This window comes from Mesorhizobium sp. C277A, from assembly GCF_040324395.1.
Taxonomy (GTDB): Bacteria; Pseudomonadota; Alphaproteobacteria; order Rhizobiales; family Rhizobiaceae; genus Mesorhizobium.
On the sequence record NZ_JAMYVW010000002.1, the window covers coordinates 4,475,319 to 4,496,882 of the forward strand.

Annotated in this window: 24 protein-coding genes and 1 tRNA gene; 13 read left to right on the plus strand and 12 right to left on the minus strand. The window is 63.3% G+C overall.

Annotated features, from left to right (window positions below):
• Positions 1–167: 167 nt before the first annotated feature.
• From NKK52_RS22000 to NKK52_RS22020, 5 genes are all read right to left on the minus strand, one after another.
• Entirely contained in the window at positions 168–1,049 is an 882-nt protein-coding gene (locus NKK52_RS22000) for a glutathione S-transferase family protein (protein WP_023683975.1), read from the minus strand.
• Between the two features lie 25 nt (positions 1,050–1,074).
• Positions 1,075–1,656 carry a VOC family protein gene (locus NKK52_RS22005; protein WP_023683976.1) on the minus strand — a complete coding sequence of 194 codons (582 nt, stop codon included), beginning with the start codon at positions 1,654–1,656 and terminating at the stop codon, positions 1,075–1,077.
• A gap of 594 nt (positions 1,657–2,250) precedes the next feature.
• A tRNA-Glu gene (locus tag NKK52_RS22010) sits at positions 2,251–2,325 on the minus strand.
• Between the two features lie 92 nt (positions 2,326–2,417).
• Positions 2,418–2,825 carry a VOC family protein gene (locus NKK52_RS22015; RefSeq protein WP_023683977.1) on the minus strand — a complete coding sequence of 136 codons (408 nt, stop codon included), beginning with the start codon at positions 2,823–2,825 and terminating at the stop codon, positions 2,418–2,420.
• 13 nt (positions 2,826–2,838) lie between these two features.
• Positions 2,839–3,219, minus strand: coding sequence for a hypothetical protein (locus NKK52_RS22020; RefSeq protein WP_023683978.1), 381 nt, complete (start codon positions 3,217–3,219; stop codon positions 2,839–2,841).
• A gap of 25 nt (positions 3,220–3,244) precedes the next feature.
• On the opposite strand from NKK52_RS22020, the gene NKK52_RS22025 reads away from it, so the two are divergent.
• Together NKK52_RS22025 and rpoH are read left to right on the plus strand one after the other, a co-directional pair.
• A complete protein-coding gene (locus NKK52_RS22025; protein ID WP_023683979.1) occupies positions 3,245–4,303 on the plus strand; it encodes an RluA family pseudouridine synthase in 1,059 nt (352 codons plus the stop codon).
• Between the two features lie 244 nt (positions 4,304–4,547).
• Positions 4,548–5,459: an RNA polymerase sigma factor RpoH gene (gene rpoH / locus NKK52_RS22030; RefSeq protein WP_023670124.1), complete on the plus strand. Its 912-nt coding sequence runs from the start codon at positions 4,548–4,550 to the stop codon at positions 5,457–5,459.
• A gap of 293 nt (positions 5,460–5,752) precedes the next feature.
• Here the strand turns inward: rpoH and NKK52_RS22035 are convergent, their stop codons facing one another.
• The 4 genes from NKK52_RS22035 to NKK52_RS22050 form a co-directional block, all read right to left on the minus strand.
• On the minus strand, positions 5,753–6,625 hold the full coding sequence (locus tag NKK52_RS22035) for an MBL fold metallo-hydrolase (RefSeq protein ID WP_031204128.1): 873 nt from the start codon (positions 6,623–6,625) through the stop codon (positions 5,753–5,755).
• 146 nt (positions 6,626–6,771) lie between these two features.
• A complete protein-coding gene (locus tag NKK52_RS22040) occupies positions 6,772–7,431 on the minus strand; it encodes a peroxiredoxin (RefSeq protein WP_023683982.1) in 660 nt (219 codons plus the stop codon).
• A 189-nt stretch (positions 7,432–7,620) separates the two neighbouring features.
• Positions 7,621–7,986 (minus strand): cell division protein ZapA, encoded by a 366-nt coding sequence (locus NKK52_RS22045; protein ID WP_023670127.1) that lies wholly within the window; start codon positions 7,984–7,986, stop codon positions 7,621–7,623.
• Between the two features lie 12 nt (positions 7,987–7,998).
• Entirely contained in the window at positions 7,999–8,271 is a 273-nt protein-coding gene (locus tag NKK52_RS22050; protein ID WP_023670128.1) for a DUF4164 domain-containing protein, read from the minus strand.
• 273 nt (positions 8,272–8,544) lie between these two features.
• Here NKK52_RS22050 and tkt point away from each other — a divergent pair, with 273 nt between their 5' ends.
• From tkt to NKK52_RS22090, 8 genes are all read left to right on the plus strand, one after another.
• Positions 8,545–10,536, plus strand: a complete 1,992-nt coding sequence (gene tkt, locus NKK52_RS22055) for a transketolase (RefSeq protein WP_023683983.1) — start codon at positions 8,545–8,547, stop codon at positions 10,534–10,536.
• A gap of 155 nt (positions 10,537–10,691) precedes the next feature.
• Positions 10,692–11,702: a type I glyceraldehyde-3-phosphate dehydrogenase gene (gene gap, locus NKK52_RS22060; protein ID WP_023683984.1), complete on the plus strand. Its 1,011-nt coding sequence runs from the start codon at positions 10,692–10,694 to the stop codon at positions 11,700–11,702.
• Between the two features lie 206 nt (positions 11,703–11,908).
• Positions 11,909–13,795, plus strand: a complete 1,887-nt coding sequence (locus tag NKK52_RS22065) for a potassium/proton antiporter (protein ID WP_023683985.1) — start codon at positions 11,909–11,911, stop codon at positions 13,793–13,795.
• A gap of 145 nt (positions 13,796–13,940) precedes the next feature.
• Positions 13,941–15,143: a phosphoglycerate kinase gene (locus NKK52_RS22070; RefSeq protein WP_023683986.1), complete on the plus strand. Its 1,203-nt coding sequence runs from the start codon at positions 13,941–13,943 to the stop codon at positions 15,141–15,143.
• A gap of 121 nt (positions 15,144–15,264) precedes the next feature.
• On the plus strand, positions 15,265–16,290 hold the full coding sequence (locus tag NKK52_RS22075; protein ID WP_023683987.1) for a class I fructose-bisphosphate aldolase: 1,026 nt from the start codon (positions 15,265–15,267) through the stop codon (positions 16,288–16,290).
• A 172-nt stretch (positions 16,291–16,462) separates the two neighbouring features.
• Positions 16,463–17,203: a DUF899 domain-containing protein gene (locus NKK52_RS22080; RefSeq protein WP_023683988.1), complete on the plus strand. Its 741-nt coding sequence runs from the start codon at positions 16,463–16,465 to the stop codon at positions 17,201–17,203.
• 62 nt (positions 17,204–17,265) lie between these two features.
• The gene (locus NKK52_RS22085; RefSeq protein ID WP_023683989.1) at positions 17,266–17,979 is read left to right on the plus strand and encodes an SGNH/GDSL hydrolase family protein; all 714 of its coding nucleotides are present in this window, start codon (positions 17,266–17,268) and stop codon (positions 17,977–17,979) included.
• A 25-nt stretch (positions 17,980–18,004) separates the two neighbouring features.
• Complete coding sequence (locus tag NKK52_RS22090) at positions 18,005–18,325, plus strand: hypothetical protein (RefSeq protein WP_155924185.1); 321 nt, start codon at positions 18,005–18,007, stop codon at positions 18,323–18,325.
• Positions 18,326–18,334: 9 nt separating this feature from the next.
• Here the strand turns inward: NKK52_RS22090 and NKK52_RS22095 are convergent, their stop codons facing one another.
• A complete protein-coding gene (locus NKK52_RS22095; RefSeq protein ID WP_023683991.1) occupies positions 18,335–18,496 on the minus strand; it encodes a hypothetical protein in 162 nt (53 codons plus the stop codon).
• A 204-nt stretch (positions 18,497–18,700) separates the two neighbouring features.
• On the opposite strand from NKK52_RS22095, the gene NKK52_RS22100 reads away from it, so the two are divergent.
• From NKK52_RS22100 to NKK52_RS22110, 3 genes are all read left to right on the plus strand, one after another.
• Positions 18,701–18,871, plus strand: a complete 171-nt coding sequence (locus tag NKK52_RS22100; protein WP_023670139.1) for a hypothetical protein — start codon at positions 18,701–18,703, stop codon at positions 18,869–18,871.
• A 181-nt stretch (positions 18,872–19,052) separates the two neighbouring features.
• Positions 19,053–19,463: a hypothetical protein gene (locus tag NKK52_RS22105; RefSeq protein ID WP_031196067.1), complete on the plus strand. Its 411-nt coding sequence runs from the start codon at positions 19,053–19,055 to the stop codon at positions 19,461–19,463.
• Positions 19,464–19,589: 126 nt separating this feature from the next.
• Complete coding sequence (locus tag NKK52_RS22110) at positions 19,590–20,309, plus strand: helix-turn-helix transcriptional regulator (protein ID WP_023683994.1); 720 nt, start codon at positions 19,590–19,592, stop codon at positions 20,307–20,309.
• A gap of 63 nt (positions 20,310–20,372) precedes the next feature.
• On the opposite strand, the gene NKK52_RS22115 is transcribed toward NKK52_RS22110, so the two are convergent.
• Positions 20,373–21,065, minus strand: a complete 693-nt coding sequence (locus NKK52_RS22115; RefSeq protein ID WP_023670142.1) for a DUF1013 domain-containing protein — start codon at positions 21,063–21,065, stop codon at positions 20,373–20,375.
• Between the two features lie 326 nt (positions 21,066–21,391).
• Positions 21,392–21,532 (minus strand): DUF1127 domain-containing protein, encoded by a 141-nt coding sequence (locus tag NKK52_RS22120; protein ID WP_023670143.1) that lies wholly within the window; start codon positions 21,530–21,532, stop codon positions 21,392–21,394.
• Positions 21,533–21,564: the final 32 nt, after the last annotated feature.

Consider the following 21,564-nt stretch of genomic DNA (forward strand, 5'->3'; position numbering starts at 1 on the left):
CGATGGCAATATGCCTGATGTCAGACTTTACGGCATGAGACGGGCCTGATGGCGCATCGGCGAAAAGCAAAAGGCCGGCATTGCGCCGACCTTTCCCTTCACCCTTGCGCCAGTACATCCGTGGTCACGTGGTGCCTTCAATAGACAGCGTTTTGGTTAACGAATCCTTAGTTTTGCGCGCTGGCCTGCGACTTCACATAGGCGATGTAGCCGCGCACGTCGCCGGCCGGCTCGGCATAGGCCTGGCCGAGTTTCTTCTCCATCGCCGCGACATACTCCTTGGCCCATTTGGGCAGCGCATAGTCGATGACGGCCAGGAACTCCAGCGTCGATGCCAGGCGTATGTCGGCGATCGACGGGTGCTTGCCGCCGATGAACGGCTTGCCGTCCCTGAAGAAGGAGTGAAACACCTCCAGCGGCTCGGCAATTGCCGCCATGGCGGCCTTCTGCGCCTCGGACTTCTTCTCCGGATGGACGTCGCTATGGCCGACCTCGCCGGCATAGTGCGGGAAACCCAGCGCCGGATAGGTGGCGCGCGCCACATACGGGTAGAGCGTGCCGATCAGGTAGAACATGGCGCTGTCGACCATCGCCCGCTTGGCCGGCGCCTTGGGATAGAATTTCTCCAGCCCGTGCTTGTTGGCGAGATACTGCATGATGGCACAGCTCTCCCACAGCACGCCGCGCGGCAGCCCCTTGTCCTCGATCATCGGCGTCAGATGCGCCGGATTGCGCGCCATATATTCCGGCGACCGCGTGTGGCCCCAGGCGTCGGTCTCGGCGGCGTCGAACCCGGCCGCACGGGCAAACACCCGGACGGTCATGTTGTTGACGCTCGGCTTCAGCATCGAGAGCTTCAGCGCAGGTTTTTTCGCCGCCTTGGCCTTCGGCCCCGACATCTTAGTAGCCGGCTTTGTCGCGGCTTTCGCGGCCGGCTTCGCGGCTGCCTTCGGCGCGGCCTTTACGGCCGCCTTTGCCGCCGGCTTCGCTGCCGCTTTTGCTGCTGGCTTGGCCGCTGGTTTGCCAGCGCTCTTAACTGTCTTTGCCATTATGGTCCTCCCCTTTTGCTGGCCGTCAGTATGGATTCTTCGGCGTCCGGTCGTCCGACAAGGTCGCGCGCGACCACTCGACCAGCGTCTGGATCGCGTCGGCAAGGTGCACTTCGGCGATGTTGTAGTCGCCGCGCGCAACGCGCAGCTTGTGCGCCTGCATCAGCACGTCGGCGTGGGTGAAGCCGGCCGGCGGATCGAAGCGATACGACGCTAGCTCGATCAACAGGCCGAGCGGATCCTCGAAATAGATCGAATCCATGAAGCCGCGATCCTTGACACCGCTGTGCTTGATGGCGCGCTCGTCGAGCCGGGCGACCGCCTGCAGGAAAGTGACGCGCGACACCGAGAACGCAATATGATGGACGCAGCCCGGTTCGGTCGGCGTGCGCCGCTTGACAGGCGTGCGGCTCTCGTCGGTGAAGACGGTGATCAGCCTGCCGTCGCCGGGATCGAAATAGAGATGGCTTTCGCTTGGCTTGTCGAGATTGGGTTGCTCGAAAATGAACGGCATGCCGAGCACGCCCTCCCAGAAATCGATCGAGGTCTGGCGGCCGGCGCCGACGAGCGTGATGTGATGGACGCCCTGCGACTGCAGTTTCTGCATCGGTCTCCTCCTCGCCGACCCTCGCCTATGTTCCCCGGCGTCTTGGGCGCCGCAAAGAGCCCTTTGGCTAGGCTTCGTACATGATGCTAGTGCAATTGGCAGCGCCGCGCCAGAAGCTCGCGGAGACTGCCGGCGCTGGATGGTGAAAGAGGCCTAAGGTTGCATGACCTGAGGCTATGCAACGGCTCTGAGCTCGGCTTCCGCCAGCGTGCCCAGGCCCGCGCATTCGGCACATGCCATCGTCTGCCCTGGACAGCCGGCCCGATGCGTGCCTTGCGGGCAGCAATGCCCTTTCGACTCACGCCATTTCAAGCAATCGAAAACCTGCCCGCTGCCGTGACAGCACGGGCATATCATTTTTGCCGAATTCATGCCTGCTATGCCAAACCAAATCCGCGTTGCCGCAGATGCTATCCCCGCACCGCAAGTAACAGAGATCGCTACGCTTTCAAGCGTCGCGGCCTGACTTAAATTGGGTGTATTCGGGTGCGCGGACTTGCCGAATTTCGCTGATGCCGCCGACCCTCGCGGTCACACGCGATCCGCGCGGCTGCTGCCCGAAATTTTCGATGATGCGGAAGGAAAGTCGTTGCTTGGTACGCCCAAGGGGAATCGAACCCCTGTTCCCGCCGTGAGAGGGCGGTGTCCTGACCGCTAGACGATGGGCGCGTTCAAGAACCGGCGATATAGGCTGACGGTTTGGAAAAAGCAACTGGGCTTCGAACGGCCGGACCGCTTCTGTGCAATCTCGGTTCGTGGACCTAGCGTTTCGGCTCGATCAGGTCCCACAGATTGCCGTAGAGATCGGCGAAAACCGCCACGGTGCCGTACGGCTCATGGCGTGGCGTTTCATGGAAATCGACGCCGTTTTCCAGCATGGTCGCATGGTCACTGTCAAAATCATCGGTTTCGAGAAACAAAACCACGCGGCCTCCGGTCTGGTCGCCGACGCGGCTCTTCTGCACATCGTCCAACGCTTCCGCCAGAAGCAGCCGGGGCCCTTGCCCGACCGCCGGCGTTACCGTCACCCAGCGCTTGCCGTCGCCGAGCTCGATGTCGTCGCAGAGGACAAAGCCAAGCTTGCCGACATACCAGGCGATCGCCTCGTCATAGTCGGGGACGACGAGCGTGATGGTTGCGATGCGGCGATGTTCGGCAAACCCGGTCATAGTTTCGGCCCGGCTATTTGTTGCGGATGGCGAAGCGGCCGATGATACGGCGCTCGGCGATGTCGTAGACGAAGATGGTGCGGCTGCCGTCGCTGAGCTCGGCGTCGATCGAAATGCGATTGCCCGACAGAGCCTGGCTGATCACCTTGGCCCCGACCGGGAGCACTATGTCGGCCGCGAGCGGCTCGCCGGGCGGAACTGGAATGTCGTTGGCGAGCGGCGGGTTCGCGGGCGGCGCCTTGCGCGATTTGTAGACAATGGCCGCGATCACCACCATAAGGGCCAGCAAAAGCAGGCCGAGATTGATGGCCATGAAGCGGATGAGCCTGCCGCGCACCTTTTCGATCTCGGGATCGAGCAGCTTTTCTTCTTCATCGGCAACGGGCCGGGCCATGGCAGAACTTTCCGGAACTTTTTCGATGAGCGCTCATAGCGAAGAGACCCCTGAATTGATAGAGGCTGGACAATTCATAGAGGCGGCGCCGACCGTGCTCGAAGCCGGCGCGGAAGCGGCCGGCCAGCGCCTCGACCAGTGGCTGGCGAGCGCCCTCGGGCCTGACATGTCGCGCAGCCGGGTGCAGATGCTGATCCGGCAAGGTGCCGTTTCGATCGACGGCAAGCCGGTCGACGAGACCAAGCGCAAGATGAGTGCCGGCGAGCGCGTATCGGTCGTCATGCCCGAGCCGGAACCGGCCGAACCGCAAGGCGAGGCCATCGCGCTCGACGTGCTTTATGAGGACGACGAACTGATCGTCATCAACAAGCCGGCCGGCCTCGTCGTCCATCCCGGCGCCGGCAACTGGACCGGCACGCTGGTCAATGCCCTGATCCACCACTGCGGCGACAGTCTCTCAGGCATTGGCGGCGTCAGGCGGCCGGGCATCGTCCATCGGCTGGACAAGGAGACCAGCGGCGTCATGGTGGTGGCCAAGACCGACCGCGCCCACAAGGCGCTGTCGGAGGCCTTTGCCGACCACGGCCGCACCGGCGACCTCGAACGTGCTTATTTGGCGCTGGTCTGGGGAATCCCGTCGCGGCCGACCGGAACGGTCGACGCGCCGCTTGGCCGTGCCGCCGACCGCGTGCGCCGCGCCGTCGTGCCGGAAGGCCGTGACGATGCCCGCCACGCCGTGACCCATTTCACCGTCAAGGAGCGTTTCGGCGAGGGCCAGCAGGCGTTCGCCACCGCCAGCCTGGTCGAATGCCGGCTGGAAACCGGCCGCACCCACCAGATCCGCGTCCACATGGCCCATATCGGCCATCCCGTCATCGGCGACCCCGATTACGGCCAGGCCTTCCGCACCAAGGCCAACCGGCTGCCCGAACTGCTGAAGGGTCAGGTCAAGGCATTTTCCAGGCAAGCTTTGCATGCCTGGCTTCTTGCATTTCGGCACCCGGCTACCCATTTACCGATGAGGTTCGAGGCGCCGATACCGGGGGACATGGAGGAACTCGTCGGCGGCTTCCGCAAACTCTGAACCCGAGCAATTCCAGGAAAAGTGTGAAACGGTTTTCCGTCCGGAATTGCGTCTAAACAAGCCAGCTAAAACCTGAGCGGCATTGTTCACTTCAGCGTGACACACTGTTTCGTGTTGAACAAATGCCTGTCTTTTCTGGTTTTGTTCCTATATAAATCAGTTGCCGCGGGCGAGCCTTTTGGTGCTCGCGTCACATGCCCGCCGCGTTTCGGGGGCATCACTCCAATAGAGAGGGGGCGCAATCATGGCCCAGTCACTACCCAGTATTGTTTCCGGCGAAGGCGGCCTCAGCCGCTACCTGGAAGAAATCCGCCGCTTTCCGATGCTTCAGCCGCAGGAAGAGTACATGCTCGCCAAGCGCTACGCCGAGCATGAAGACACTTCCGCTGCGCACAAGCTCGTCACCAGCCATCTTCGGCTCGTCGCCAAGATCGCCATGGGCTATCGCGGCTACGGCCTGCCGATCGGCGAAGTGATCTCGGAAGGCAATGTCGGCCTGATGCAGGCCGTCAAGAAATTCGAACCCGAGCGTGGCTTCCGCCTCGCGACCTACGCCATGTGGTGGATCAAGGCCTCGATCCAGGAGTACATCTTGCGCTCGTGGAGCCTGGTCAAGATGGGCACGACCGCCAATCAGAAGCGCCTGTTCTTCAACCTGCGCAAGGTGAAGGGCAAGATCCAGGCGCTGGACGATGGCGACCTCAAGCCCGACCAGATCACCGAGATCGCCACCCGGCTGAACGTGTCGGAAGCTGAAGTCGTGTCGATGAACCGCCGCCTGTCCGGCGACGCGTCGCTGAACGCGCCGATCCGCGCCAGCGAAGGTGAATCCGGCGAATGGCAGGACTGGCTGGTCGATGACCACGAAAGCCAGGAAGACATGCTGATCGAGCAGGACGAGCTGGAAAACCGCCGCGGCATGCTGTCGGGCGCTCTGGCCGTGCTCAACGATCGTGAGCGGCGCATCTTCGAGGCCCGCCGCCTCGCCGAGGAGCCGCTGACGCTGGAAGAACTGTCGTCCGAGTTCGACATCAGCCGCGAGCGCGTGCGCCAGATCGAGGTGCGCGCCTTCGAGAAGGTGCAGGACGCGGTCAAGGCCGCCGCCAAGCGCCAGATGCAGGCGCTGCGCACGATCGAGGCGCAGCCGGCGGCCTAAGGCTGGGTTCGGTTAAGGAACAGAAGGCGGCGTCGGGAAACCGGCGCCGCCTTTTTTGTTTTGTCGTCCGTCGGCGGTTAGCGAAAGTCGGACAACAGCTGATCTCCCCCCTTGAGGGGGAGATGTCCGGCAGGACAGAGGGGGGCGTGACGGATCGCAGCTTGCGATTTTAACTATCCCCAACCTGGAATTGTTCGAGCACACAGCCAAAGGTCAGCGGGACAGCACCCCCCTCTGCCCTGCCGGGCATCTCCCCCGCAAGGGGGGAGATCGGCAGCTTCGCCACTGCCCTCTCAAAGCCCATCAAGCGGAAACTTCAGATACCGCCTCCCATTGGCCTCCGGTTCCGGCAGCCGTCCACCATTCATGTTGACCTGCAGCGCATGCAGGATCAGCCGCGGCATCGGCAGTGTCTTGTCGCGCGCTTCGCGCAAGTCGACGAACTCGGCTTCGCTGCGCGCCGCAACGAGGTGGATATTCTTTGCCCTCTGCTCGGCGACCGTGCTCTCCCAGCACGGCTCGCGCCCGCCGGCCTGATAGTCGTGGCCGACGAACACCCGCGTATCGTCCGGCAGCGCCAGAATGCCCTCAATCGAATGCCACAGCCGCGCGGCACTGCCGCCGGGAAAGTCCGTCCTTGCCGAGCCGCTGTCGGGCATGAACAGCGTGTCGTGGACGAAGGCTGCGTCGCCAATGACATAGGTGATCGAGGCGAGCGTGTGGCCGGGCGAGAACAGCACCTTGACCGGCAGGTTGCCGATCAGGAACGTCTCGCCTTCCCCAAACAGCCGGTCCCACTGCGAGCCGTCTGCGGGGAAATCCGGCCAGTTGTAGATCGCCTTCCACAGCGCCTGGACTTCGACGATCCTGTCGCCGATCGCCGTCGGCGCGCCGGTCCTTTCCTTGAGATAGTGCGCCGCCGAGAAATGATCGGCATGCGGATGGGTGTCCAGGATCCACTCGAGCTCCAGCCCGTTTTCGCGGATAAAATCCAGCAAGGCGTCGGCATTCTTCGTCGCCGTCGCGCCGGATTTTTCGTCGAAGTCGAGGATCGGGTCGATGACGGCGCAGCGTCTCGTCACCGGGTCGGTGACGACATACTGGATGGCGCCGGTCGGCTTGTCGTAGAAGCCGGCGACCTCAGGTTTGGCCGAAGCGATGTCCAATATCCGGCTCCCCTGCCCCTTGCCCGACAGGAACCGTTTTCTCCGTCGGGGCTGAACAAGAGCATGGTCATCTGGCAAAGCGCGCCGGTCAAGCACGCCTTGCCACAAATAGGACTGAAGCCCGAAATAGCTCCGACGGAGAAAACCTAGGCTGACGGCTGCTTGGTCTTCCTGAGATAGGGCAGGATCGTCTCGAAAGCGCCAAAACGCTTGACCGCATCTTCGTTCGAAACCGCGGCGGTGATGATCACATCCTCGCCCTGCTTCCAGTTGGCCGGCGTCGCCACCTGGTGCTTGGCGGTCAGCTGCATGGAATCGACCGCGCGCAGGATCTCGTCGAAGTTGCGGCCCGTCGTCATTGGGTAAGTCAGCACCAGCTTGATCTTCTTGTCCGGCCCGACGACATAGACCGAGCGCACCGTGGCGTTGTCGGCCGGCGTGCGGCCTTCCGACGTCTCGCCGGCGCCCGCCGGCAGCATGCCATAAAGCTTGGCCACCTTGAGGTCCTTGTCGCCGATCAGCGGGTAGTTCACCGTCTGGCCGGTCGCCGTCTTGATGTCGGCCTGCCACTTGTCGTGGCTCGCAACGGGATCGACGGAAATGCCGATGACCTTGACGTTGCGCTTCTTGAACTCGCCTTCGAGCCCCGCCATCGTGCCCAGCTCGGTGGTGCAGACCGGGGTGAAATTCTTCGGATGGCTGAACAGGATCGCCCAGCCGTCGCCGATCCAGTCATGAAACTTGATCGGCCCTTGCGTGGTCTCGGCGGTGAAGTCAGGCGCGATGTCGTTGATACGAAGGCTCATGGCATTATTCCCCAGCAACAGATTTCGTCAGGAGCGGCCGTGGACGGCGTCAACGCTCCGGCATTCCCGCATCTTAGCGCAAAAATCGCGGCTGCAGGACAATAGGAAACTATTATTGGCGACCGAACGAGCACTTTCGTTCTACGGACCGACGTTGGGCCGACAATCTTTCGTTTGTGCGGGGAAGACTCAGGCCTTGTTGACCGCCAGCGACGTGGCCAGGTCTTCCATGCGCTGGGCGAGCGCGCCGAGCGCGCTGGTCAGCACGGTGTCGTTCTTGTCGGCCTTGGTCAGCGCTTCGTCGCGCGTCTTGCGCAGTGTCTGCACTTCGGTCTCCATGCCCTTGACCCGCTTCTGCAGCTCCGAAAGCTCGTCCATCACCATGATGCCGGCCATCACCGTCAGCCGCTGGTCGCCGATCTCGCCGAACGAATCCTTCAGATGCGAGACATAACGGTCGAACCGCTCGGCGAGGTCGATCAGGTGCTCTTCCTGACCCTCGTCGCAAGCCATGCGATACTGCTTGCCGTCGATGGAAACCGTGACCTGTGCCATGGCCTGCAGCTCCTACCTGTCCAGCACCGCGCGGATGGTTTCCATGGCGGTCACCAAGCGGCGCGACACTTCCTTGTTGGCATCTTCCAGCCGTTCGGCGCGGGCTTCGGAATTGTCGAGTTCCTGCGCCAGCCGTGAACGGTCGGCGTTCATGCGCTGCACCTCAGCCTCGGCTTCGGAATAGTCGCGCTCGTGCTCGAGCTTGGCCGCGACGGCGTTTTCCAGCCCCTCGATGGCCTTGCCCAGCCTGTGGATGACTTCCTTGAGTGTGGTTTCGCCGGTCATGGCCTTCGTCCTGTGCCCTGCCCATCACCGAATCGCTTCGCGTTCAGAACGCGTTAACAAGGAAACATTAGGCACCGGGTGAAGGCAACGTCAACAAAGCTCTCGCGACTGTCCCCCGCTAACGCTAATGTAGGTCGCCCCATAAGGTCTCAAAGCCATCACAAGACCGGCAAATGTGCAGCCGATTTGTTGACTAAAAGCCCGTGGCTGCTATGTGTCGCGCACTCTTTCCTGGGCTCTGCCAAGCCCACAAATCCCCACCCCGGAGGTACCATGACGTCGCGTGAACAACATGACCGGATGGCCAATGCGATCCGTTTTCTCTCCATGGACGCCGTCGAGAAGTCCCAGTCCGGCCATCCCGGCCTGCCCATGGGCTGCGCCGACATCGCCACAGTGCTGTTCACCCGCTTTCTGAAATATGATCCGAAGAACCCCCATTGGCCGGACCGAGACCGCTTCATCCTGTCGGCCGGCCACGGTTCTATGCTGCTCTACTCGCTGCTGCATCTGACCGGTTACGAGGACATGACCCTCGACCAGATCAAGCATTTCCGCCAGCTGGGTTCCAAGACTGCCGGCCATCCCGAATACGGCCATGCCACCGGCATCGAGACGACGACCGGCCCGCTCGGCCAGGGTCTCGCCAATTCGGTCGGCTTCGCGCTCGGCGAGCGCATCATGAACGCCGCCTTCGGCAACGACCTCGTCGACCACTACACCTATGTGCTGGCCGGCGACGGCTGCCTGATGGAAGGTGTTTCCCAGGAAGCCATCGCGCTGGCCGGCCACCTCAAGCTCAACAAGCTGATCGTCTTCTGGGACAACAACAACATCTCGATCGACGGTCCGGTTTCGCTTGCAGACAACACCGACCAGGTCGCCCGCTTCCAGGCCTCGGGCTGGAATGCCAGCCACATTGACGGCACCGACCCCGAGGCGATCGCCTACGCCATCGAAGCCGCCCGCCATTCCGACAAGCCGACGATGATCGCCTGCAAGACGACCATCGGCTTCGGCGCCCCGACCAAGGCCGGCACCAACAAGGCGCACGGTTCGCCGCTCGGCGCCGACGAGATCGCAGGCGCGCGGAAATTCTTCAACTGGGACTCGCCGCCCTTCGAAATTCCGGCCGACATTCTCGACGCCTGGCGCACCGCCGGCAAGGCCGGCGTCAAGCCGCGCACCGACTGGGAAGGCCGGCTCGCCAAGGCCAAGCCCGAGCTGAAGGCCGAGTTCGAGCGCCGCCTCGCCGGCAAGCTGCCGTCGAATTTCGATGCCGTCATTGCCGACTACAGGAAGAAGCTGTCGGCCGACAAGCCGAAGGTCGCCACCCGCAAATCGTCGGAAATGGCGCTGGAAGTCATCAACGGCGCGGTGCCGGAAACCATCGGCGGCTCTGCCGACCTGACGGGCTCCAACAACACCAAGACCAGCCAGACCAAGAACATCACGCCGGACGATTACGGCCAGCGCTATGTCCACTACGGCATCCGCGAGCATGGCATGGCGGCCGCCCTCAACGGCCTGACGCTGCATGGCGGCCTCATCGCCTACGGTGGCACCTTCATGTGCTTCTCTGACTATGCCCGTCCGTCGATGCGGCTGGCGTCGCTGATGGGCATCCGCTCGATCTTCGTCATGACCCATGATTCGATCGGTTTGGGCGAAGACGGCCCGACCCACCAGCCGGTCGAGCACCTGGCGGCGCTCCGCGCCATCCCCAACCACAATGTCTTCCGTCCGGCCGACGCGGTGGAAACCGCCGAATGCTGGCAGATTGCCATTGAATCGGAAAAGACCCCGTCCACCCTGGCGCTGACCCGCCAGAACCTGCCGACGGTGCGCACCGAGCACTCGGCCAGGAACCTCTCGAGCCAGGGCGCCTATGAACTGGCCGCGGCGAGCGGCGAAGCGGCGGTGACGATCTTCGCGACCGGCTCCGAGGTCGAGATCGCGCTCGGCGCCCGTGATTTGCTTGAAAAGCATGGGCACCCGACCCGCGTCGTCTCGGTGCCTTGCTTCGAACTGTTCGACCAGCAGAGCGACGCCTACCGCAAGGAGACGATCGGCAACGCGCCGATCAAGATGGCGATCGAGGCCGGCATCCGCCAGGGCTGGGATCACCTGATCGGCTCCGACGGCATCTTCATCGGCATGACCGGCTTCGGCGCTTCCGGCACCATCGAGCAGCTCTACCCGCATTTCGGCATCACCGCCGAAGCCGCGGCCAAGGCGGCGGAAGCCCGCCTGCACGGCAAGTAAGATCAGGGTCAGTCCCGCGCACCTCCAAGGCGGATTCGCGGGGCTGGACCAACCTAATCGATTTAAATTCGGCCTTCTGCGGCTGGATTCTTGTGCCATCCGCCGCTATGAAGCTGCGGACCCATCTGCCGCCTCCAGCTCCCAGGGAGAGTAAAATGACCGTCAGAGTTGCCATCAACGGATTTGGCCGCATCGGCCGCAACATCCTGCGCGCCATCCATGAATCCGGCCGCAAGGACATCGACGTCGTCGCCGTCAACGACCTCGGCCCGGTCGAGACCAACGCGCATCTGCTGCGCTATGACAGCGTGCACGGCCGCTTCCCGCACGAAGTGTCGGTCTCGGGCGACCAGATCACCGTCGGCAAGGAGACCTTCAAGGTCACCGCGATCAAGGACCCGGCGCAGCTGCCGTGGAAGGAGCTCGGCATCGACATCGCGCTCGAATGCACCGGCATCTTCACCGCCCGCGACAAGGCTGCCGCGCATTTGACCGCCGGCGCCAAGCGCGTCGTCGTCTCCGCGCCTGCCGAAGGTGCTGACCTCACCGTCGTCTACGGCATCAACCACGACAAGCTGACCAAGGACCACATCGTCATTTCGAATGCGTCCTGCACCACCAACTGCCTGGCGCCGCTCGCCGCAGTGCTGCACGAGACCGTCGGCATCGAAAAGGGCATGATGACGACGATCCACTCCTACACCGGCGACCAGCCGACGCTGGACACCATGCACAAGGATCTCTACCGCGGCCGCGCGGCTGCCCTGTCGCAGATCCCGACCTCGACCGGTGCGGCCAAGGCGATCGGCCTGGTGCTGCCCGACCTCAAGGGCAAGCTCGACGGCATCTCGATCCGCGTGCCGACCCCCAACGTCTCGGTCGTCGACTTCAAGTTCATCGCCAAGCGCGCCACCACCGTGCAGGAGATAAACGAAGCGGTGATCGCCGCCTCCAACGGCAAGCTGAAGGGCATTCTCGGCGTCACCCATCATCCGAATGTGTCGATCGACTTCAACCACGATCCGCGCTCGTCGATCCTGGCGCTCGACCAGACCAAGGTCATGGACGGCAACTTCGTTTCGGTGCTGTCCTGGTACGACAATGAGTGGGGCTTCTCCAACCGCATGGCCGACACCTCGGTCGCCTTTGGCAAGACCATCGCCTGATCTGAAGGCATCGTCTCGCAGCTTCGAACGCCCGGCTGTGCCCGGGCGTTTTTCGTCAGCGCGCCGGGCAAGGCGCGCCGAGCCGCCAAACGCCGGAAAATCAGCGGCATAAGGCAAAAAGCCATCCTTGCGCCTTGCACCGGCCATGCCTTCGCCCCACTCTCCCGTGAATCGGTAGAAAGAGGAATTCGAGGGGCAAATCACGGATGGAGCATGCGATCTATCTCGTCACGCTGGTCGGCACAGCGCTAGTCGTCGCCGCAGCGTTCTCGAGCCTGATCGCCTTCCGCTTCGGCGCCCCTTTGCTGCTGCTCTTCCTCTGCATCGGCCTCGCCAGCGGCGTCGATGGTCTCGGTATCGAATTCGACAATGCGCGCGTGGCATATTTTGCCGGCTCGCTGGCGCTGGCGGTCATCCTGTTCGATTCCGGTTTCGGCACGCCGCTCAACGCGCTGCGCCAGGCGGCCGGACCGGCGGTGTCGCTGGCGACCTTCGGCGTAATCCTGACCACTGGCCTGTTCGGCGCCGCCGCCTATTACCTGCTCGACCTCAGCTGGCTGGAATCCTTCCTGCTCGGCGCCGCGGTCGCCTCGACCGATGCGGCGGCCGTCTTCTTCCTGCTACGCGCCGGCGAGATCAATCTGCGCGAACGCGTGCGCGCGACACTGGAAGTCGAATCCGGCACCAACGACCCGATCGCCATCTTCCTGACCATCACGCTGGTCGAGATCATCGCCGCCCACGCCAATCCCGAGACCCATGTGCTGGTCACCGACCTGATCCTCGGCTTCCTGCTCAATATGGGGCTCGGCGCCGTCGTCGGCGTGCTTGGCGGGCTCGGCATCGTGCGCCTCGTCGACCGGCTCAACCTTGACCATGGCTTGCTGCCGATCTTCGTGCTGACCCTGTCACTGATGGTGTTCGCCGCGGCCGGCGCCATTGGCGGCTCTGGCTTCCTGGCGGTCTATCTCGCCGGGCTCATTGCCGGCAACTCCGACATCCGCGCCGTCACCATCCTGAAGCGCTTCCAGGACGGCATGTCGTGGCTGGCACAGATCATCATGTTCCTGATCCTCGGCCTGTTCGCGACACCCTCGCAGTTTCCGGCGATCATGGTGCCGGCGGTGCTGCTCGGCCTATTCCTGATGTTTGTCGCGCGCCCTGTCGCCGTCTGGCTCTGCCTGATCCCGTTCCGCCTGCCGCGTCCCGAGATCGCCTTCGTCTCCTGGGTCGGCCTGCGCGGCGCCGTGTCCATCCTGCTTGCCATCACCCCGCTGCTCGGCGGACTGGAGAACGGCCGCACCATCTTCAACGTCGCCTTCATCATCGTGCTGGTATCGCTGGTGGTGCAGGGCTGGTCGGTCGGTCCGCTGGCGCGCCGGCTCGGCCTGATCGTGCCGGCGAGGCTCGGGCCGCTCGACAAGGTCGAACTCGAACTGCCGGGCTCCGCCCATCACGAACTGCTCGCCTACCGCGTGGCGCCCGGCAGCCCGGTGGCGCGCGGCGAGCGTATCCCGCGCTGGGCACGGCCCTCGTTGGTGCTGCGCGACGGCCGCTCGATGCGTTTCCAGGACATGGGCCGGCTCGCGGCCGGCGACCAGGTTTATATCTTCGTGCCCGACCGCTATCCGCGCCTGCTTGACAAGCTGTTTGCCAGCCGCGCCGTAGTCGACCCCGAGGATGCCGACTTCTTCGGCGCCTTCGCCGTCGATCCCGCCCGCTCGGCCGCAGAGCTCGAGGCCGCATACACACCGGGATTGAGCGAAGCCGAGCAGAAGCTCACCGTCGGCGCGCTGGTGACGGCAAGGCTTGGCGGCCATGCCGAATATGCCGACCGGGTGCTGATCGGCCCGATCGAATTGATCGTCCGCGACGTCGACGACAAGGGCAAGATCACCGGTCTCGGCCTCTCCTTCGAGCCGACCGCGCCGGTGGCGCGGGTTCCGGTGTTCCTGAGCGCCGGCGAGATCGGCGATCGTGTCTCCGCCTTCATCCGCAACTGGCGCAAGCCGACCGAGACGCAGACTGCAGAGGCGACAGCCAATGAGAAGGCCCTTGAGCCGACGGCGGAAAAGATAACGACAGAAGGCTGACAAGCGATCGGTTCACGCTGACGTCCCGCATCATCACGACAGCCTTCGCCTTGATCTCAAAATTTAGCTCGCACCCCGGCTCAAGCCTTGCATCGTCATCGATGCGAGGTATGGTCCCGGCGATTTTCCACGGAAAGGAACCCGCATGGCCGCCTTCAAGACACTCGACTATATCGGCAATATCAGCGGCAAGCGCGTGCTGGTGCGCGTCGACCTCAACGTGCCCGTCGCCGACGGCAAGGTCACCGACGCCACCCGCATCGAACGCATCGCACCGACCATCGCCGAACTGTCCGGCAAGGGCGCCAAGGTCATTCTGCTCGCGCATTTCGGCCGCCCGAAGGATGGTCCCTCGCCCGAATTCTCGCTGGAGCCGATCGCCAAGGCTGCCGCGGAGGTGCTTGGCCGCCCGGTCGGCTTTGCCGGCGATTGCGTCGGCGACACGGCGGGCAGTGCGGTCGCCGCCATGAACAAGGGCGATGTGCTGCTGCTGGAAAACACCCGCTTCCACAAGACCGAGGAGAAGAACGACCCTGATTTCACAGAGCGGCTCGCCGCCAATGGCGATATCTTCGTCAATGATGCCTTTTCCGCCGCCCACCGGGCGCACTCCTCGACCGAAGGCCTGGCGCGGCTGTTGCCGTCCTATGCCGGCCGCACCATGCAGGCCGAGCTCGAGGCGCTGGAGAAGGGGCTCGGCAATCCGATCCGCCCTGTCGTCGCCATTGTCGGCGGCGCCAAGGTGTCGACCAAGATCGACCTGTTGATGAACCTGGTGAAGAAGGTCGACGCGCTGGTGATCGGCGGCGGCATGGCCAACACTTTTCTCGCCGCGCGTGGCACCGCTGTCGGCAAGTCGCTGTGCGAGCATGACCTTGCCGCGACAGCCAAGCAGATCATGATCGAGGCCGCCGAAGCCGGCTGCGCCATCATCCTGCCTGTCGACGGTGTCGTCGCCAAGGAATTCAAGGCGGGTGCGGCCAGCGAGACCGTTGCCATTTCGGATGTCCCGGCTGACGGCATGATCCTCGATGTCGGCGAAAAGACCGTGAAGACGATCGGTGAATGGATCGACCGCGCCGCGACGCTGGTCTGGAACGGCCCGCTCGGCGCCTTCGAGATCGAGCCTTTCGACCACGCCACGGTGGCGGCGGCCAGGCACGCAGCGGCCCGCACCAGGGCCGGCAAGCTGGTCTCGGTCGCCGGTGGCGGCGATACGGTGGCCGCCCTCAACCATGCCGGCGTCGCCGACGACTTCACCTATGTCTCGACCGCCGGCGGCGCTTTCCTCGAATGGATGGAAGGCAAGCCGCTGCCCGGCGTCGACGTGCTGAAGAAACAAGCCTGACCGGATTGGGGGGCACAAAAACGGACGCCAGGAACTTTCAACCGATTCGAGCTTTCCGATCCCATTCCTTTGGCGGTAGACTTCCGTTACGCGCGGAACGTACCCCCTTAGGAGAAGAAAAATGAGCGAACGTCTCGAAGACATTGCCGCCGCGATGGTGGCCGGCGGCAAGGGCCTGCTGGCCGCCGATGAGAGCTCCGGCACCATCAAGAAGCGCTTCGACGTTATCGGCGTCGAATCGACCGCCGATAGCCGCCGCGACTACCGCGAGATGATGTTCCGCGCCAAGGACGCAATGACGAAGTACATCTCCGGCGTCATTCTCTACGACGAGACCATCCGTCAGAAGGCTGCCGACGGCACGCCTCTGGTCGACATCATCAAGGCGGCGGGCGCCATTCCCGGCATCAAGGTCGATGCCGGCGCCAAGCCACTCGCCGGCTTTCCCGGCGATACCGTTACCGAAGGCCTCGACGGCTTGCGCGAGCGGCTCGCAGATTATTACAAGCTCGGCGCCCGCTTCGCCAAATGGCGCGCGGTGGTCGACATCGACACCGGCAAGGGCGTGCCCTCGGTCAATTCGATTGCCTCCAACGCCCATGCGCTGGCCCGCTATGCCGCACTGTGCCAGGAGGCCGGCATCGTGCCGATCGTCGAGCCGGAAGTGCTGATGGACGGCGCGCACGACATTGACACCTGCTACGACATCTCGAAGGCAACGCTGATCAAGCTCTATGACGAGCTGCATGCGGCGCGCGTTTTGCTGGGAGGCACCATCCTGAAGCCGAACATGGTGCTGGCCGGCAGGAAGTCGGGCAAGGTGAGCAGCCCCGAAGAGGTCGCGGAAAAGACCATAAAACTGTTCCGCGAAACCGTACCGGCAGCGGTGCCGGGCATCGCCTTCCTTTCGGGCGGGCAGTCGGACGAGGAGGCTACCGCCAACCTCAACGCCATCAACGCCATCGGCCCGCATCCGTGGAAGCTGACCTTCTCCTATGGCCGCGCCTTGCAGGCCGCCCCGCAAAAGGCCTGGAGCGGCAAGGCATCGAACGTCGCCGCCGGCCAGGCCGCCTTCACCCATCGTGCCCACATGAACCATCTGGCGGCGCTGGGACAATGGACGGCGAGCCTCGAACAGGCCGCCTGAGCGCAGTCCTCCCGTTGTCATACAACCCGGGCCGATGCGCCCGGGTTTGTTTATGCAAAGCCCGGCTTGGACGGAGTTCGTCCATCCTTATCTCCTTTTCGGCAAAAGCTGACGGCGATGTCGGTTTCTGCCCACCCCAAACGTCCTTGGGTGAACAGACAGGGAGAACTTCATGACTCGCAGCAAGGTGGTTTCGCGTGAAGACTGGTTTGAGGCGCACAAGGCGCATCTGGCGCGCGAGAAGGAATTGACACGGTTGCGTGAGCGCATCGCCGCCGAGCGGCGTGAACTGCCCTGGATGAAAATCCGCAAGGACTATGTCTTCGAGACCGAGCAGGGTCCGAAGAACCTGGCCGGACTGTTCGGCGCCAACAGCCAACTGATCGTCTACCACTTCATGATGACGCCAGGATCGAACCACCGCTGCGAAGGCTGCTCCTTCCTTGCCGACCATATAGACGGCGCCGATCAGCATCTCAGGCGCCACGACGTGTCGCTGGTGGTGGTTGCGCGCGCGCCGCTGGCGGAACTGCTGCCTTACAAGCAGCGTATGGGCTGGAAATTCGACTGGGTGTCGTCCTACGCCTCGGATTTCAACTTCGACATGCAGGTCTCCTTCACCGACAAGCAGATCGCGGCCGGCGACACCACCTACAATTTCGAGACGCGTCCGCGCACGTCAAAGGACCTTCCCGGCACCAGTGTTTTCTACAAGGACGAGAACGGCGACATCTTTCTCACCTTTATGTCGCGCGCCCGCGGCGGCGAGGCGCAGATCGGCACCTATGACTATCTCGATATGACGCCGAAGGGCCGCGGCGAAAATGGCCCTTATCAAAGCCTGATGGACTGGGTGCGGCTGCATGACGAATATCAGGAAAAGCAGGCGGCTAAGGAAAACTGCTGCGACTAGAAGCGCGTTCACCTGCGCCCAAACATGCGCTAAGGCTGCCGTTAACCTCTAACGGTATTGCCATGCGCTTCCCGGCCCTTCTTACCTGGCTCGCCTACCCCGTCTATGTCTGGCAGGGCCTCGGCGTGCGCCGCCGCACCACCCGCATGCTGCCGGCACAAGGGCCGGTCATGCACGAAATATCGGGCAAGGCGCCGGCCATCTCGCTGCTGGTGCTGGGCGATTCCTCGGCCGCTTCCGTCGGCATCGGCAATTCCGAGAACGGGCTTGCCGCGCAGCTTGCCGTCATGATCGCGCAGCGAACCGGCCTTGCCGTGCGCTGGCGCGCCGCCGGCTTCAACTCGGCAACGTCGGGCCAGATCCGCGACCATGTGCTGCCCAATCTGTCGGCCGATCGGTGGACGCATATAGTGCTGGCCATCGGCACCAACGACACCAAGAATTTCCACTCGGTGCCGCGCTTCAAGAAAGAGTTCGGCGGCCTGCTTTACGCGCTGCGCGCCAAATGGCCGGAGGCCCGCGTCGTCTGGTCGCCGGTGCTGGAATTCACCCGTGCGCCGGCCATGCCGCCGCTGCTCGGCAAGATACTCGAAATCCGCGCTACCGCAATGAACCGCATGGGCGAGCGCCTCTGTTTCGAGCGCGGCGCCGTGCCGGCGCCACGGCTGCCGATCACCAACCCTGAGGCCGGCTTTGCCTCCGATGGCTTTCATGCCTCGGAAGCCGGTTACCGCGCCTGGGCCGAACATCTGGTCGGATGGGTGCTCGCCGATTGACCTGAGGGGGCACAAGCTCGGACTGGTGGGCTTCAGAGAACTGACGCGGGTATTTCCAAATACTGTTGATTGCAGCCTGCTTCCAATGGATCTGAGCCAGAATATCATCCAGCAGCAATGGACGAGCTACGGCCTGGATTCCGAAACCGGCAACGACACCTGCACGCTGACCGGCAACCGCGCCGAATCGAGCAAGCATGTCATTCCGGCCGGCCCGGCCAACGCCACGCCTTTTATTGCGGCGAACCTGCCGGAATTCATGACGACGCGCGGTGGCGATTACTTCTTCGTGCCCAGCCTCAACGCCATCCGGATGATTGCCATGGGAACGGTGGACCCGACCTGACCCTCAAGGCTATGCCCAGTGCCCCAGCGCACCCGCCAGCGCGATGGCCGCCATGGCGATCAGGGCCAGCTTCCAGAAATCGCCGCGCCGCTTCAGGCCCGGCCAGCCGAGCGGCTTGATCAGCTGAATGGCCATCATGCCGATGATGACGAGCGCGAGGAGTTTCGACATGCCCGCCTTTGAGCAGCATCGCGACAGGCTGTCAAAGCGGTTCTTGCATGGTCTCGGTCGACTTGGCCATTCCTGACAAAAGGCTCGTTTCCGAACCGACCGCCAAGCACCTCGCAGCTTTCTTCAACGAGCTGACATGCTCCTGACAGACTGCTGTCAGGAGGGGTATGCGATAGTGTCTCCATCAGAGAAGAGGAGATGGTCATGAACAGCTTTGGTATTTTGAACAGCGTACAGCACTATGTCGGCAAGATCCGCACGATGCGCAATGAAGTCCGTACCCAGCGCTTCCTGAACTCCTTGCCGGCGGACATCCGCAAGGACATTGGCTGGCCGGATATGTATGAGGGTCACAGCCGCATTCGCGAGATCTGAGGCGTTTTACCTGACAATGCTTGGATGCGGACCCCGCAACGCCCGGATCATTGACATGGACCCCCGGGCAGCGACCCCTCGGGCTGGCGCAAAAACTTTGGCGCCTGCTACGGACAATGCTGAAGGCTCCTGACAGAATGCTGTCAGGAGCACCATGCCATAAACGTGTCAGGAGACATGAATGGTGAAAAGCTGGAACGACAGGCTGAACACGCCGGGCGTCAACGGCGTGAAGCCGACGCCACGCACAATGGGCGACGTCGTCGAGGGCCAGCCGATGCTGGTGCCGACGCCCCGTCAGGTCGATGATTTCATCCGCACGATCCCCAACGGCGTCGAGATGGATGTACGCGCCTTGCGCACTGCGCTCGCCATCGAGCATGGGGCGCAAGTGACATGTCCGGTCACCATCGGCTATCATCTGCGCACCGTCGCCGAAGCCGCCAATGAGGATCTCGAACGCGGCATGACGCTGAACGATATCACGCCGTACTGGCGTGTGCTCGACGTGAACACGCCGACAACGAAGAAATTGTCCTTCGGCGCGGAATTCGTCGCCGTGCAGCGCAAGCGCGAAGGACTTAAACCATAATGCGTGTCGCCCAAAAGTGCGCAGCGGTTTTTGGGAGAACGACAAGCATAAAACAGGAGATGGATGTCACCCGGAACCGGTTTCGGGACCGTGACATTCATAGACAAGCAGCCGAGGGACCATACGATGCGACGTGCCGACAGGCTCTTTCAGATCGTGCAGCACCTGCGTGGCGGCCGGCTGGTCACCGCCCAGAAGCTCGGCACATGGCTCGAGGTTTCCGAGCGGACCATCTACCGCGATATCGCCGATTTGCAGTCGACCGGAGTGCCGATCGACGGCGAGGCCGGCGTCGGCTACATGATGAGGGAGGGTTTCGACCTTCCGCCGCTGATGTTCACGCGTGACGAAATCGTCGCGCTGGTCGCCGGCGCCCGCATGGTGCGGGCCTTTGGCGGCGCGGCCATGGCGCGTGCGGCCGACGAGGCGCTGGTCAAGATCGGCGCCGTCCTGCCCGACGCCGAGAAGGACCGCATCGCCCGCACCGAGATCCACACGCCGATGTGGGTGGTGAGCGACGCCGCGCGTGAGGCGATCGACGTGATCGAGCGCGCTGTCGAGAAGCGACAGGTGCTGACCATCGACTACCGCGACGAGGCCGGCCGCGGCACCGGGCGTGACATCCGTCCGCTCGGTCTGTGGTTCTGGGGCAAGGTATGGACGCTGGTTGCCTGGTGCGAGATGCGCGACGATTTCCGCGCCTTCCGCATCGACCGCATCGCCTCGGTGGTCATCGCCGGCCGCATCTTCAAGCCTGAGCGCGGCAAGCAGCTTGCCGACTTCTACCGCGCCGTCGAACGCTCGGAGGACTATGGCATGACGCCGGACCGGGCGGCGCGCAGCTGAGACTTCGATAATCAATGAAAAAGCCCGCTCGAAGCGGGCTTTTTTGATGAACTGTCGCAAACCTTACTCGTCGTCCGCATCTTCCTTCTTGGACTTGAGCGCCGAGAGCTTGGCGAACACGGCGTTTGCGTCGAGCTCGGCATCCTCGTCCTTCGGCTTCTCCGGCGCCGGCACCAGGCGCTCGGTCACGGCAGCCGGCAGCAGCGTGTCGCCGACAGGCTGCGCCTGCTCGCGGCCGCGCGAGGCGCGGTTGACTTCCATGTCGAGGTCGATCTGCGAAGCGAGACCCAGCGTCACCGGGTCCATCGGCTGCAGATTGGCCGAATTCCAGTGCTTGCGCTCGCGGATCTGTTCGATCGTCGACTTGGTCGTGCCGACCAGGCGCGAAATCTGCGCGTCCTTCAATTCCGGATGGTTGCGGACCAGCCACAGGATGGCGTTGGGCCGGTCCTGGCGCTTCGACAGCGGTGTGTAGCGGGGACCCTTGCGCTTGGATTCCGGCACCCGCACCTTGGGGTCGGACAGTTTCAGGCGCTGGTTCGGATCCTTCTCGGCGCGCGCGATCTCGTCGCGGGTCAGCTGTCCGGTCATGATCGGATCCATGCCCTTGATGCCCTGCGCCGATTCGCCGTCGGCGATCGCCTTGACCTCGAGCGGATGCAACCCGCAGAACTGCGCGATCTGCTCGAAGGAAAGCGCGGTGTTGTCGACCAGCCAGACGGCGGTCGCCTTGGGCATCAGCAGCGTATTGGCCATTTCAAAAATCCTTCTCGTTCGCCCGCGTTCCCGCGCGGGCGGTGGTTTAGAGCCACCAAAATGGGAAATTCGCGGCCTGTATAACCGCTCCGCTGCCGTTTCGCAATGTTTTTGGCGCAGGGCGCAGCCGTCGGACACCGGACAGCGGGGGAGGCCAGGAGGACCTCGGCTCCGGCGATCATTGATGCCGAGTTGTACAGGGGGTCCAAGACGACAAAACCCGCCGGACAGGGTCCAGCGGGCTCGGAACCGGCGACGGGATACCGTCTGCGGCGGCTCTTGCTTCTGCCGCGTGGTCAGGCCTCATCGGCCGACCAGGCTTCGAATTAGATGGCCTTGCGGGCAATCCTCTCGATGTCGCCGCGGCTGATGCCGAGGTCGCTGAGCTGACGGGCGTTGAGCTTGTTCAGCTCGCGCACGGTTTCGTTGTACATACGCCAGTTACGGAAAGCGCGGATCGGGTTCATGGTTGTCCTCCAGTTGTTAGATCAAATCGTTT